This is a genomic window from Pseudoalteromonas sp. NCCP-2140, from assembly GCF_023708065.1.
Classification (GTDB): domain Bacteria; phylum Pseudomonadota; class Gammaproteobacteria; order Enterobacterales; family Alteromonadaceae; genus Pseudoalteromonas.
Genome location: NZ_BRCZ01000020.1, coordinates 21,253 through 36,093, shown reverse-complemented (window position 1 = coordinate 36,093; position 14,841 = coordinate 21,253). Strand labels below are relative to the sequence as shown.

Genomic DNA, 14,841 nt, shown 5'->3' with positions numbered 1-14,841 from the left:
CTCAAGTAGCTCTTCGTCGTCAACCATGTCACATTTGTTCATGAATACGATGATGTAAGGTACACCAACCTGACGAGAAAGTAGGATGTGCTCACGAGTTTGTGGCATAGGACCGTCAGTCGCTGCAACTACTAGGATTGCGCCGTCCATTTGAGCAGCACCAGTGATCATGTTTTTAACATAATCGGCGTGTCCTGGACAGTCTACGTGTGCGTAGTGACGAGTTGGAGTATCGTACTCAACGTGTGAAGTTGAGATTGTGATACCACGCTCACGCTCTTCTGGAGCGTTATCGATTGATGCGAAGTCTTTAGCTACACCACCGTATACTTTTGCAAGTACGTTAGTGATTGCTGCTGTTAGAGTTGTTTTACCGTGGTCAACGTGGCCGATTGTACCAACGTTTACGTGCGGTTTTACGCGTTCAAACTTTTCTTTTGCCATCTTAAAAAATTCCTATAAAGAAATTAACGCCTGACCCACTATTGGGCCAGACAAGCTAAATCATATAACAGCGCGAGCTGCAATTATTGCATCTGCAACGTTTTTAGCGGCTTCTGCATACTTCAAAAACTCCATAGAGTAAGATGCACGGCCTTGTGTTGCAGATCGCAGATCAGTTGCATAACCAAACATTTCAGAAAGTGGTACTTGCGCATTAATTTGCTTAAGACCACCGAATGCTTCTTCCATGCCTTCGATCATGCCGCGGCGACGGTTTAAGTCACCAACTACATCACCCATGTTTTCTTCAGGAGTGATAACTTCAACCTTCATTACTGGTTCTAGAAGAGCTGGGTTTGCTTCAAGCGCACCTTTCTTCATCGCCATTGAACCTGCAATCTTAAATGCCATTTCATTCGAGTCTACATCATGGAATGAACCATCATATAGAGTCGCTTTAACGCCAAGTAATGGGTAGCCTGCAAGCACACCTTGAGACATTTGCTCTTGGATGCCTTTGTCTACCGCAGGGATGTATTCTTTAGGAACGGCACCACCAACGATTTCGTTAACGAACTCGTAAGTTGGCGCTTCATCCTCCGAAATATCCATCGGTTCAAGTTTAAGCCAGACGTGACCATATTGACCACGACCACCTGATTGACGTACGAACTTCCCTTCAACTTCAACAGCTGAACGGATAGCTTCACGGTATGCTACCTGCGGCTTACCAACGTTACATTCAACACTGAATTCACGTTTCATACGGTCGACAATGATATCAAGGTGAAGTTCACCCATGCCAGAAATAATAGTCTGGCCTGATTCTTCGTCAGTTTGTACTCTGAAAGATGGATCTTCTGCCGCTAGTTTACCTAACGCGATTCCCATCTTATCTTGGTCAGCTACTGTGCGAGGCTCAACCGCAACAGAGATAACTGGCTCTGGGAACTCCATACGCTCAAGCGTAATAATTGAGTTCGGATCACACAGTGTCTCACCTGTTGTTACGTCTTTAAGACCAATAGCCGCTGCGATGTCGCCTGCGTAGACTACTTTGATCTCTTCACGTGAGTTTGAATGCATCTGAACGATACGACCAAGTCGCTCACGCTTACTTTTAACTGGATTGTATACCGCATCACCCTGTTTAACAGTACCAGAGTAAACACGGAAGAAGGTCAAGGTGCCAACGAACGGGTCTGTCGCAATCTTAAAAGCAAGTGCGGCAAACGGTGCGTTGTCATCAGCAGGACGTTCTTCCTCAGTACCATCTTCAACGATACCTTGGATTTGTTTCACTTGTGTTGGCGCAGGCATATATTCGATAACAGCATCAAGCACAGCTTGAACACCCTTATTCTTAAATGCACTACCACACGTCATTGGAACAATTTCGTTTGCTAATGTGCGCTGACGTAAAGCTGCTTTAATTTCAGCTTCGGTCAGGTCTTCACCTTCTAGATATTTGTCCATTAGTTCTTCTGATGCTTCAGCAGCGCTCTCAACCATGTGAGAACGCCATTCTTCTGCAAGCTCCAGAAGCTCTGCCGGAATGTCCTCATAAGTGAAAGTCATGCCTTGATCTTCGGCATTCCAGTTAATGGCTTTCATCTTAATAAGGTCAATAACACCTTTAAAGTCGTCTTCAGCACCAATTGGTAGCTGAATTGGAACAGGCGTTGCTCCAAGACGAGATTTCACCTGGTCCACAACAGTTAAGAAGTCAGCGCCAGTGCGATCCATTTTGTTTACGAAGATCATGCGAGGAACTTCGTATTTGTTCGCTTGACGCCAAACTGTCTCAGTTTGCGGCTGTACACCAGATGAAGCACAAAGAACAACTACCGCACCATCTAGTACGCGTAAAGAACGCTCTACTTCGATAGTGAAATCTACGTGTCCTGGCGTATCAATGATATTGATGCGATGGTCGTCAAATTGAGCGTCCATCCCTTTCCAGAAACACGTTGTTGCAGCAGAAGTGATTGTGATACCACGCTCTTGTTCCTGCTCCATCCAATCCATAGTTGCAGCACCATCATGTACTTCACCGATCTTATGAGAAAGACCCGTGTAGAACAGAACACGTTCTGTTGTGGTGGTTTTACCTGCATCTACGTGAGCGCAAATACCGATATTGCGATAGCGCTCAAGTGGAGTTGTACGTGCCATATGATCCTCTTAAAGGTTAAGGGCAGATTACCAACGGTAATGAGCGAATGCTTTATTCGCTTCAGCCATACGGTGAACGTCTTCACGTTTCTTAACCGCAGTGCCTTTGTTGTCAGCAGCGTCAACGATTTCTTGAGCTAAACGTAAGCCCATAGATTTTTCGCCACGCTTACGTGCAGCGTCTACTAACCAACGCATACCTAATGCGTTGCGACGTACTGGACGTACTTCAACTGGTACTTGGTACGTTGAACCACCAACACGGCGAGATTTAACCTCTACCTGTGGGCGAACGTTTTCAAGTGCAGCTTCAAAGATTTCAAGGTGCGACTTGCCTGATTTCTCAGCAGCCACGTCTAACGCACCATAAACGATTTTTTCAGCAGTAGATTTCTTGCCGTCTAACATTACTACGTTAACGAATTTAGCAAGAAGTTCCGATCCGAACTTAGGATCTGGAAGAATTTTACGTTGACCTATTACGCGTCTTCTAGGCATTTTGTATCTCCGGTATCTTCAGGTTTGCTCTTTTAGAGTCAATACCCAAAACAATTAATTTAAAAATTTAGTGCTTGGCCTTACTAACGGAGAACCATTAGCCCTTAGGGCGTTTAGCACCGTATTTAGAACGAGCTTGACGACGGTCGCTAACGCCTGCACAGTCAAGTGCACCACGTACAGTGTGGAAACGCACACCTGGTAAGTCTTTAACACGACCACCACGGATTAGGATTACACTGTGCTCTTGTAAGTTGTGGCCTTCACCACCAATGTAAGATGTTACTTCGAAACCGTTAGTTAAACGAACACGCGCTACTTTACGTAATGCAGAGTTTGGTTTCTTAGGTGTAGTTGTATATACACGAGTACATACACCACGCTTTTGCGGACAAGCTTTAAGTGCAGCTGAGTTACTTTTAGTAACTTTGCTACGACGTGGCTTACGCACTAGCTGGTTAATAGTTGCCATTTAAATAGCTCCTGAAATTAAAATTACTACTGAAAAAATAAAAAATCCGCCCTGTTTACATGCTCGTTACAAAACGTGCAGGCAAATGGGTGGCGGAATTTTAATGAGCAAAGTTTAACCTGTCAACCTTAACTCATCGTAAGGCAGAAGATAACTGCCTTACGATTTCTTAATCTATTGATTAAGTTGAGATTATTGGTTTCCAGAGATATCTGCGTTTAGTGCGTCAGTTAGTGCTTGAGTTGCCTCTTCAGCGCTTACTGTTTGCTCTTCAACGATTTCACCTTGCTTGCGACGGTTTAAACGGTCTTGGTGATACGCAAAGCCTGTACCAGCTGGGATCAGACGACCCACGATTACGTTTTCTTTCAGACCACGAAGCTCATCGCTCTTACCATTTACAGCGGCTTCAGTTAGGACACGAGTTGTCTCCTGGAACGATGCTGCAGAAATGAAAGATTCTGTTGCAAGTGACGCTTTAGTGATACCCATTAACTGGATTTCAAACTTCGCTGGGATCTTGCCTTGCTTCTCAAGTTCACGGTTAGAAATATTAACGCGTGCTACTTCAACTTGTTCACCGGCTAAGAACTCAGTGTCACCGCCGTCAAGGATGATACATTTACGTAGCATCTGACGAATAATTGTCTCAATGTGCTTGTCATTGATCTTAACGCCTTGCAAGCGGTAAACCTCTTGCACTTCGTTAACGATGTAGTTAGCTACATGAGTTACACCACGTAGGCGTAAGATGTCATGTGGTGACTCAGGACCATCGGCGATAACCTCACCTTTAGACACTTGCTCACCTTCGAACACGTTAAGTTGACGCCATTTAGGGATCATCTCTTCGTATGCGTCACCCTCAGCTGGAGTGATTACAAGACGCTTCTTACCTTTTGTTTCTTTACCGAAGCTGATAGTACCTGTGATTTCTGCAAGGATTGCAGGATCTTTCGGCTTACGTGCTTCGAATAAGTCAGCTACGCGAGGTAGACCACCCGTGATATCACGAGTCTTCGAACCTTCTTGCGGAATACGTGCAAGTACGTCACCTGGGTTTGCAGTTGCACCGTCTGTTACTTCAATCGTTGTGAATGAAGGAAGACGTGTTTCTTGCAGACCACGCTCATCGCTTTCGATGATTAGTTTAGGTTCTTTCGCATTCGCTTTACCTAAGTCTTTAACAACCACACGTGTTAAACCAGTTAACTCGTCTGTTTGTGCTTCGGTATTTGAGTCATCAATGTCGCTGAACGAGATTTTTGACTTGTGCTCAAGAACGATTGGGTGACTATGCGGGTCCCAAGTAGCAACGATGTCGTTACCTTGAACTTCTGCATTATCTTGTACTGCTAACACCGCACCGTAAGGTACTTTATAACGCTCTTTCTCACGACCAAAGCTATCGATGATAGTGATCTCTGTTGAACGAGACGTGATAACAATCTTACCGTCTGTGTTTAATACGTACTTCGCATTGTGTAACTTCAATGTACCGTTAGTTTTAACTTGTACACTGTTTTCAGCAGACGCTCGAGATGCCGCACCACCGATGTGGAAGGTACGCATCGTAAGCTGTGTACCCGGCTCACCGATTGATTGTGCCGCGATAACACCTACTGACTCACCTGGATTGATGATGTGGCCACGCGCAAGGTCACGACCGTAACACTTAGCACATACACCAAAGTCATTATCACAAGTGATTACTGAACGAACGCGTACTTCATCCACTGAGTGCTCTTCTAAAAGGTCACACAGTTTTTCGTCAAGCATAACGTTACGCTCAACAAGTACTTCGTTAGTATTTGGAATTAATACATCTTCAGCAACAACACGACCTAGTACACGTTCACGAAGTGCTTCTACAACGTCACCACCTTCGATAAGCGGTTTCATTGTTAAGCCATCTTCTGTGCCACAGTCGTCTTCGTTGATTACTAAGTCTTGTGCAACGTCTACTAGACGACGCGTTAAGTAACCCGAGTTTGCTGTTTTAAGTGCTGTATCGGCAAGACCTTTACGCGCACCGTGCGTTGAGATGAAGTACTGTAGTACGTTTAGACCTTCACGGAAGTTCGCCGTGATTGGTGTCTCGATGATTGAACCATCTGGACGTGCCATTAGACCACGCATACCCGCTAACTGACGGATCTGAGCGGCGCTACCACGTGCACCTGAGTCTGCCATCATAAACACTGAGTTAAATGAAGATTGCTCTTCTTCTTCGCCTTTAGCGTTGATTACAGTGTCTTTTGATAAGTTCGCCATCATCTCACGTGATAAGTTTTCATTTACACGTGACCAGATATCGATAACTTTGTTGTACTTTTCACCAGCCGTTACAAGACCTGATTGGAATTGTTGGTTGATTTCAGTTACTTCAGCTTCCGCTGATTCAATGATTTCTGCTTTAACCGGTGGGATAACTAAGTCATCGATACCGATTGAAACACCTGACTTCATTGCGTAGTGGAAACCTGTGTACATTACTTGGTCAGCAAAGATAACGGTATCTTTAAGACCTAGACGACGGTAACACTCGTTTAATAAGCCAGAAATTTGTTTCTTACCTAGGGCTTGGTTGATTAACTCAAACGGCATGCCTTTAGGTAGGATTAGTGAAAGAATTGCACGACCTACTGTTGTTTCAACAATAGATACTTGCTCAACTGCTTCACCTTCTTCATTGTTAACTGTTTCGCTAATACGTACTTTTACGCGCGCATGTAGCTCAGCATTACCACTGCGGTATGCTTTTTCAGCTTCTTTAGGATCTTTAAATACAGTACCTTCGCCTTTCGCATTGATGCGATCACGAGTCATGTAGTAAAGACCTAATACAACGTCCTGTGAAGGAACGATGATTGGCTCACCATTCGCTGGAGATAGGATGTTGTTTGTAGACATCATTAGAGCACGTGCTTCTAACTGTGCTTCAAGCGTTAACGGTACGTGTACCGCCATTTGGTCACCATCGAAGTCAGCGTTGTACGCCGCACAAACTAATGGGTGTAAATGGATCGCTTTACCTTCGATAAGCACAGGTTCGAACGCTTGGATACCCAAACGGTGAAGTGTTGGTGCACGGTTAAGTAATACTGGATGTTCACGAATTACTTCGTCTAATACATCCCATACTTCTGCCACTTCACGCTCAACCATCTTCTTAGCAGCTTTGATAGTCGTAGCCATGCCGCGACGCTCTAATTTGCCATAGATAAATGGTTTGAATAGCTCAAGTGCCATCTTCTTAGGAAGACCACACTGGTGTAGTTTAAGCGTAGGACCTACTGTGATTACAGAACGGCCAGAGTAATCTACACGTTTACCAAGTAAGTTCTGACGGAAACGACCTTGCTTACCTTTGATCATATCAGCAAGCGATTTAAGAGGACGTTTGTTAGAACCTGTAATCGCACGACCGCGACGACCGTTATCAAGTAGCGCATCTACCGCTTCTTGTAACATACGTTTTTCGTTGCGTACGATAATGTCTGGTGCTGCTAGATCTAATAGACGCTTAAGACGGTTATTACGGTTAATAACACGACGGTAAAGGTCATTCAGATCAGAAGTCGCAAAACGACCACCGTCTAGTGGTACTAATGGACGTAGATCAGGCGGAAGTACTGGAAGTACTGTCATGATCATCCACTCAGGGTTGTTACCTGATTGGTGGAAAGATTCCATTAATTTAAGACGTTTAGTGATCTTCTTACGCTTAGTTTCAGAGTTAATTGTTGGTAACTCTTCACGCATTTCAGCAATTAATTGGCCAAGATCAAGTTCACGAAGCAAGTCTAATACTGCTTCTGCACCCATCTTCGCTTCAAACTCATCACCGTGCTCTTCTAGTGCATCTAGGTACTCTTCTTCACCTAAAAGCTGACCACGCTCAAGCGTTGTCATACCAGGCTCAGTTACTACGAATGATTCGAAGTAAAGTACGCGCTCGATGTCACGAAGTGTCATGTCTAGCATTAAGCCGATACGTGACGGTAATGATTTTAAGAACCAAATGTGCGCAACTGGGCTCGCAAGCTCAATGTGACCCATACGGTCACGACGCACTTTAGTAAGCGTTACTTCAACGCCACACTTTTCACAAATAACACCACGGTGCTTAAGGCGCTTATATTTACCACATAAACACTCATAATCTTTCACTGGGCCGAAAATACGGGCACAGAATAAGCCGTCGCGCTCAGGCTTGAAAGTACGGTAGTTGATTGTCTCAGGTTTCTTTACTTCACCGTATGACCATGAACGAACCATATCTGGCGAAGCAAGACCAATGCGAATTGCATCGAATTCTTCGGTCTTATTTTGTTGCTTCAGAAACTTAAGTAAGTCTTTCACCTTAGCTCTCCTGTCGGAGGTTAATCTTGAGGGCGAACCAATCGCCCCTACATTCTATTCGGCCTAACAGGTGCGGCTTACGCCGCACCTAAATGGCTTAATTTTCTTCCAACTCGATGTTGATACCCAGTGAGCGGATTTCTTTCAACAATACGTTGAACGATTCTGGCATACCTGGTTCCATCTTATGGTTACCATCTACGATGTTCTTATACATCTTAGTACGACCGTTCACGTCATCCGATTTCACTGTTAGCATTTCTTGTAGAGTATATGCAGCACCGTAAGCTTCTAGTGCCCACACCTCCATCTCACCGAAACGCTGGCCACCGAACTGAGCTTTACCACCCAGCGGCTGCTGAGTAACAAGGCTGTAAGAACCAGTTGAACGTGCGTGCATCTTGTCATCAACCAAGTGGTTAAGTTTCAGCATGTACATGTAACCAACAGTTACTTGACGTTCGAACTGATCGCCAGTACGGCCATCATAAAGTGTAACTTGACCGCTTCTTGGATAACCACCAAGCTCTAGTAAGTCTTTGATTTCGCTTTCACGAGCACCATCAAAGGCTGGAGTTGCGATCGGTAAACCACCTTTCAAGTTATCAGCTAAGCGACGAACTTCATCATCAGAGAACGAGTCGATATCAACTTTCTGACGACAATCACCTAATTCGTAAACTTTCTTAACGAAGCTACGGATTTCGTGCAGTTCACGCTGCTCTTTCATCATTTCTTCTAAGCGCTCACCCACACCACGTGCAGCAAGACCCATGTGTGTTTCTAGGATCTGACCGATGTTCATACGTGATGGTACACCTAGCGGGTTCAGAACGATGTCTACCGTACGACCTTTGTCATCGTATGGCATATCTTCTACTGGTACGATAGTCGAGATAACACCTTTGTTACCGTGACGACCCGCCATCTTATCACCCGGTTGGATACGACGTTTAACAGCTAGGTATACTTTAACAATCTTAAGTACGCCTGGTGCTAAGTCATCACCTTGAGTGATCTTACGACGTTTGTTTTCAAACTTCTTATCGTATTCAGCTTTAAGCTCATCGTACTGGGCAGCTAGTTGCTCAAGTTCAGCTTGCTTGTCTTCTTCAGCAAGGCTTTGAGTAAGCAGCTTTTCAGCATTTAGTGATGCAATTGAATCTGCGTTCAGACCTGCGTCAACAAGTAGCTTACGAGCACGGTCTAATACACCTGCTTCTAAGATACGGAACTCTTCGTTGAAGTCTTTCTTCGCTTCGCGAAGCTGCATGTCTTCAACTTCTAACGCACGCTTATCTTTTTCAACACCGTCACGGGTGAAAACTTGTACGTCGATTACGGTACCAGTTACAGAGTTTGGTACGCGTAAAGAGCTGTCTTTAACATCTGACGCTTTCTCACCGAAGATAGCACGTAGTAGCTTTTCTTCTGGTGTTAATTGCGTTTCGCCTTTCGGAGTCACTTTACCTACTAGGATATCGCCGCCTTTAACTTCAGCACCGATATAAACAACGCCTGATTCATCAAGCTTGCCTAGTGCAGACTCACCTACGTTAGGGATATCTGCTGTGATCTCTTCAGGACCTAATTTAGTATCACGTGCGATACATTGTAGTTCTTGAATGTGGATAGTCGTTAGACGATCTTCTTGAACTACACGCTCAGATAGTAGGATTGAATCCTCGAAGTTATAACCGTTCCATGGCATGAATGCCACGCGAAGGTTTTGACCAAGTGCTAAGTCACCTAGGTCAGTCGAAGGACCATCTGCTAATACGTCACCACGTGTTACCGGCTCACCAACCATACAAGTTGGTTTTTGGTTAATACATGTATTTTGGTTTGAGCGAGTGTATTTAGTAAGGTTGTAAATATCGATGCCCGCTTCACCTGGAATGCGCTCATCTTCATGTACATTTACAACGATGCGGCTTGCATCCGCATACATTACTTCACCACCACGCTTAGCAACGATAGTTACACCAGAATCTTTCGCTAGTGTAAGCTCGATACCTGTACCTACCAGCGGTTTGTCCGCGATAAGTGTTGGTACGGCTTGACGTTGCATGTTTGAACCCATCAATGCACGGTTAGCATCATCGTGTTCTAGGAACGGGATAAGTGCTGCCGCTACAGAGATCACCTGTTGTGGTGATACGTCCATATATTGCTGATCCATTTTGCCCATAAAGGTTGATTCACCTTTGTGGCGACATGGAATTAGTTCATCAACAAACTCATTGTTTTCGTTCAAGTTTGAGTTCGCCTGAGCGATAACAAACTGACCTTCTTCAATGGCTGATAAGTAATCTACTTCATCAGTAACTACACCGTTTACCACTTTACGGTAAGGTGTTTCTAAGAAACCATAGTCATTCGTACGTGCGTACGTAGACAATGAGTTAATTAGACCGATGTTTGGACCCTCAGGCGTTTCGATTGGACATACACGACCATAGTGAGTTACGTGAACGTCTCGAACCTCGAAGCCAGCGCGTTCACGTGTTAAACCACCCGGGCCTAATGCAGAAATACGACGCTTGTGCGTTACTTCTGAAAGCGGGTTATTTTGGTCCATGAACTGTGATAACTGAGATGAACCAAAGAACTCTTTAACCGCAGCCGAAATAGGCTTGGCGTTAATAAGATCTTGTGGCATTACAGCGTCAAGGTCACCTAAGCTTAAACGCTCACGTACAGCACGCTCAACACGTACTAGACCAACGCGGAATTGGTTCTCAGCCATTTCGCCAACACTACGGATACGACGGTTGCCTAAGTGGTCGATATCATCAACATCGCCAACACCGTTACGAATAGCGATAAGCACTTTCATAACAGCTACGATGTCTTCTTTCGATAATGTGCCAGGGCCAGTATCTGAGTCATAACCTACACGGCTATTGAACTTCATACGACCAACTGTTGATAAATCGTAACGCTCGTCAGAGAAGAACAAGTTATCAAATAAGGCTTCAGCCGCGTCTTTCGTCGGTGGCTCGCCTGGGCGCATCATGCGATAAATTTCTACTAATGCTTCTAAACGGTTGCTTGTTGTGTCGATACGTAATGTATCTGACATGTAGGCGCCGCTGTCCACTTCGTTGATATATAGTGTATCAATCTTAGTGTGACCTGCTTTAACCAATTCAGCCATTAGCTCAAGTGATAGCTCATCATTCGCGTTTGCGATGATCTCACCAGTTGACTCATCAACATAGTTTCTAGCTACAACACGACCAATGATGTACTCATGCGGTACTTCTAATTGGTTAATACCTTTTTTCTCGATGTTCTTGATGTGACGCGCAGTAATACGACGACCCGCTTCAACAAGGACTTCACCGTCTTCGCCTTTGATATCAAAAGCGGCAGTTTCACCACGTAAGCGTGAAGGAACAAGTTCCATAAGAACTTTACCGTCAGCAACTTCAAACGCAGTTGTATCGAAGAATATCTCTAGGATTTCATCCGTTGAGTACTCAAGTGCACGTAGGATGATTGACGCCGGTAATTTACGACGACGGTCAATACGTACATAAAGGTTATCTTTTGCATCAAACTCGAAGTCTAACCATGAACCACGGTAAGGAATTACACGCGCGTTATAAAGTACTTTACCTGACGAGTGAGTTTTACCGCGGTCGTTATCAAAGAATACACCAGGGCTACGGTGTAGCTGAGAAACGATAACACGCTCTGTACCATTGATAACAAAGGTACCGGTATCAGTCATGAGCGGAATTTCGCCCATGTAAACTTCTTGCTCTTTAATGTCTTTAACTGTGCCTGGTGCTTCTTTGTCCATCACCACAAGACGCAATTTTACGCGAAGTGGAGCAGAATAAGTCACACCGCGAATTTGACATTCTTTTACATCGAATACTGGCTCACCAATACGATAACTTACGTATTGAAGCTCAGAATTTCCCGAGTAGCTTTTGATAGGAAACACAGAACGGAAAGCAGCTTCCAAACCGTGATCGCCATCAGCGTCAGGGACTAAGAATTTTTTAAACGATTCTAACTGCGTCGACAGTAAGAAAGGTATATCCAAAACTTGTGGACGTTTACCAAAATCCTTACGGATACGTTTCTTTTCAGAATAAGAGTAAGCCATGGGGTTCCTCAGCTTGCTGATCTTTGACCCGACCTGTTCTTGTAAGAACAGACTTAACTGGCATCTAAGCCAAGATGTACAACATTAAATTGTTGTTCTATTTTGCTCTGACACTTTCAACACCAAACTAGGTAACAACTTGAAAGTAAAGAGAAAATTAGATTTTATTTGCGTTACAGGATTGCATCGCTCTATAGCGCAAAAAGGCCGGTGATTAAATAATCACCAGCCCTTGCCTGATTACTCAGGCAGCGAACCTAGCGTAAGCTAGATTACTTAACCTCAACTTCAGCACCAGCTTCAGTAAGGTCTTTTGCAAGTGCTTCAGCTTCTTCTTTAGATACACCTTCTTTGATAGGTGCAGGAGCAGCTTCAACAAGTGCTTTAGCTTCTTTAAGGCCAAGACCAGTAGCACCACGTACAGCTTTGATAGCTGCAACCTTGTTAGCGCCAGCGCCAGTAAGGATTACGTCGAACTCAGTCTTTTCTTCAGCTGCTTCAGCTGCTTCAGCAGCAGGACCAGCAACAACAGCAGCAGCTGCAGTTACGCCGAATTTTTCTTCCATTGCTTCAACTAGAGCAACAACGTCCATTACTGACATTTCAGCAATAGCATCAAGGATTTGGTCTTTAGTTACAGACATTACAAATTTCCTAATTATTACGGACTAAATATAGCCCAAAAAAAATATTACACCGAAAGTGAACAAAAAAACAGCTTAAAATTAAGCAGCTTGCTCTTCTTTCTGTACACGTACTGCTTCAATTGTTTTACACAATTTACCTGCAGACGCTTCTTTCATAGCGCTCATTAAGCGTGCAACAGCTTCGTCGTAAGTAGGTAGAGTTGCTAGCATAGCTGCGTCTACTACGTTACCTTCAAATGCAGCCGTCTTAACTTCGAATTTCTCGTTCTTCTTCGCGAATTCTTTGAAGATACGCGCAGCAGCACCTGGGTGCTCTGAAGAGAAAGCGATTAAGCTTGGACCTACAAGTGAGTCAGAAAGGCACTCAAAATCTGTACCTTCAACAGCACGTTTAGCTAAAGTGTTACGAACAACTTTCATCCATACACCAGCTTCACGAGCTTCTTTACGAAGGGCAGTGATAGCACCAACTGTTACACCACGAGAATCTGCAACAACTGCAGAAAGAGCACCAGTGGCTGCTTCGTTGACTTCAGCAACAATTGCTTTTTTGCCTTGAAGATTTAAAGCCATGGGTGTTACTCCTGGTTTAATGGGTTGCCGAAATTGGCTTCCCTGTTCTACTCTTCCCCATCAAAGATGGAGATGCTTTTTACGGCGAGAGCCAGAAGATTAGGAAAAATCTATCTGGGGATTCACACCGTCTACGTAGGTAAAATATTAAGGCCGAAGCCGCCTACGGTCTTGGACGGAAGCCCAATTTATCGTTTTTACCCGAAGGCATTACGAAATTATGGACTTCAACCCGAATTCTTTACTTGTTTCGAAATTAACTTTCTCAACAAAATGGCGCAAAATTATAGTTCAAATTTCGCGCCATGTAAACTCTTAATTAAGCAACAACCGTGCTTAGAGAGTTTTGGTCAACAGCAACACCTGCGCCCATTGTTGTAGAGATAGTTACTTTCTTCACGTAAGTACCTTTTGCTTGAGAAGGTTTAGCCTTCTTAAGCGCAACAATAAGAGCTTCAAGGTTTTGTTGAAGTTGCTCAGCAGTGAAATCAACCTTACCGATAGTAGTATGGATGATACCGTTCTTGTCGTTACGGTAACGAACTTGACCTGCTTTCGCGTTTTTAACTGCTTCTGCAACGTTAGGAGTTACAGTACCAGTTTTAGGGTTTGGCATTAGACCACGTGGACCTAAGATTTGACCTAGTTGACCAACAACACGCATAGCGTCTGGAGATGCAACAACAACGTCAAAGTTCATCTCGCCTTTCTTAACTTGTTCAGCAAGATCTTCCATGCCCACTAATTCAGCACCAGCTTCTTTCGCAGCATCTGCGTTAGCGCCTTGTGTGAATACAGCAACACGAACTTCACGACCAGTACCGTTAGGTAGTACAGTTGCACCACGAACGTTTTGGTCAGATTTACGAGCATCGATACCAAGGTTAACAGCAACGTCAACACTTTCTACGAATTTAGCTGTCGCTAACTCTTTTAAAAGAGCAACTGCTTCGTTGATTTCGTAATCTTTAGTTACATCCACTTTTTCGCGGATTGTACGCATACGTTTAGTTAATTTTGCCATTATCTTAGTCCTCTACGTTCAAGCCCATCGCACGCGCAGAACCTGCGATAGTGCGAACTGCAGCGTCCATATCAGCCGCTGTAAGGTCAGGTCGTTTTGTCTCAACGATTTCTTCAAGTTGAGCACGAGTTACTGTACCCACTTTTTCAGTGTTAGGACGGCCAGAACCTGATTTGATACCTGCAGCTTTCTTAAGTAAGTAAGCAGCCGGTGGAGTTTTCATGTCGAACGTGAAAGAACGGTCACCGTAAACAGAGATCACTACAGGAACTGGAGCGCCTTTTTCGATAGATTCTGTACGTGCGTTGAACGCTTTACAGAATTCCATGATGTTTACACCGTGTTGACCTAGTGCTGGACCTACTGGAGGACTAGGGTTAGCCATACCAGCGGCAACTTGTAGCTTGATAATAGCTTCAACTTTTTTAGCCATAATAAATACCTCATTTGGTGGGTCATAGCCTTGTGCGCGCGAGGACGCGTACTCTAACGGCTTCCCAGTTTAAAAATTGGTTCTCAC

At 44.3% G+C, this 14,841-nt stretch carries 10 protein-coding genes; all 10 read right to left on the bottom strand.

The features are described 5' to 3' along the window. Window positions 1-444 (bottom strand): GTP-binding protein (locus NFU46_RS20085; RefSeq protein ID WP_251604404.1); only part of this gene is annotated, 444 nt, incomplete at its 3' end. 60 nt (window positions 445-504) lie between these two features. Beyond that, window positions 505-2,619, bottom strand: a complete 2,115-nt coding sequence (gene fusA / locus NFU46_RS20080; protein WP_175080871.1) for an elongation factor G — start codon at window positions 2,617-2,619, stop codon at window positions 505-507. A 27-nt stretch (window positions 2,620-2,646) separates the two neighbouring features. After that, on the bottom strand, window positions 2,647-3,117 hold the full coding sequence (gene rpsG / locus NFU46_RS20075) for a 30S ribosomal protein S7 (RefSeq protein ID WP_054554834.1): 471 nt from the start codon (window positions 3,115-3,117) through the stop codon (window positions 2,647-2,649). Window positions 3,118-3,214: 97 nt separating this feature from the next. Then, the gene (gene rpsL, locus NFU46_RS20070) at window positions 3,215-3,589 is read right to left on the bottom strand and encodes a 30S ribosomal protein S12 (RefSeq protein WP_002958885.1); all 375 of its coding nucleotides are present in this window, start codon (window positions 3,587-3,589) and stop codon (window positions 3,215-3,217) included. A gap of 192 nt (window positions 3,590-3,781) precedes the next feature. Further along, the gene (rpoC, locus tag NFU46_RS20065) at window positions 3,782-7,954 is read right to left on the bottom strand and encodes a DNA-directed RNA polymerase subunit beta' (RefSeq protein WP_251604401.1); all 4,173 of its coding nucleotides are present in this window, start codon (window positions 7,952-7,954) and stop codon (window positions 3,782-3,784) included. A 97-nt stretch (window positions 7,955-8,051) separates the two neighbouring features. Continuing rightward, entirely contained in the window at window positions 8,052-12,077 is a 4,026-nt protein-coding gene (rpoB, locus tag NFU46_RS20060; RefSeq protein WP_055022150.1) for a DNA-directed RNA polymerase subunit beta, read from the bottom strand. A gap of 272 nt (window positions 12,078-12,349) precedes the next feature. Further along, window positions 12,350-12,721, bottom strand: a complete 372-nt coding sequence (rplL, locus tag NFU46_RS20055; RefSeq protein WP_251604398.1) for a 50S ribosomal protein L7/L12 — start codon at window positions 12,719-12,721, stop codon at window positions 12,350-12,352. Between the two features lie 81 nt (window positions 12,722-12,802). Further along, window positions 12,803-13,297, bottom strand: a complete 495-nt coding sequence (gene rplJ, locus NFU46_RS20050; RefSeq protein WP_175080873.1) for a 50S ribosomal protein L10 — start codon at window positions 13,295-13,297, stop codon at window positions 12,803-12,805. A 319-nt stretch (window positions 13,298-13,616) separates the two neighbouring features. Continuing rightward, window positions 13,617-14,321, bottom strand: coding sequence for a 50S ribosomal protein L1 (gene rplA / locus NFU46_RS20045; RefSeq protein ID WP_054564002.1), 705 nt, complete (start codon window positions 14,319-14,321; stop codon window positions 13,617-13,619). Window positions 14,322-14,325: 4 nt separating this feature from the next. Beyond that, window positions 14,326-14,754, bottom strand: a complete 429-nt coding sequence (rplK, locus tag NFU46_RS20040) for a 50S ribosomal protein L11 (RefSeq protein WP_054554827.1) — start codon at window positions 14,752-14,754, stop codon at window positions 14,326-14,328. Window positions 14,755-14,841 lie beyond the last annotated feature (87 nt).

Bases quoted from the DNA above. Each gene is read 5' to 3' on its own strand.
- fusA (WP_175080871.1), bottom strand. From the start codon at position 2,619: ATGGCACGTACAACTCCACTTGAGCGCTATCGCAATATCGGTATTTGC.
- rpsG (WP_054554834.1), bottom strand. From the start codon at position 3,117: ATGCCTAGAAGACGCGTAATAGGTCAACGTAAAATTCTTCCAGATCCT.
- rpsL (WP_002958885.1), bottom strand. From the start codon at position 3,589: ATGGCAACTATTAACCAGCTAGTGCGTAAGCCACGTCGTAGCAAAGTT.
- rpoB (WP_055022150.1), bottom strand. From the start codon at position 12,077: ATGGCTTACTCTTATTCTGAAAAGAAACGTATCCGTAAGGATTTTGGT.
- rplL (WP_251604398.1), bottom strand. From the start codon at position 12,721: ATGTCTGTAACTAAAGACCAAATCCTTGATGCTATTGCTGAAATGTCA.
- rplJ (WP_175080873.1), bottom strand. From the start codon at position 13,297: ATGGCTTTAAATCTTCAAGGCAAAAAAGCAATTGTTGCTGAAGTCAAC.
- rplA (WP_054564002.1), bottom strand. From the start codon at position 14,321: ATGGCAAAATTAACTAAACGTATGCGTACAATCCGCGAAAAAGTGGAT.
- rplK (WP_054554827.1), bottom strand. From the start codon at position 14,754: ATGGCTAAAAAAGTTGAAGCTATTATCAAGCTACAAGTTGCCGCTGGT.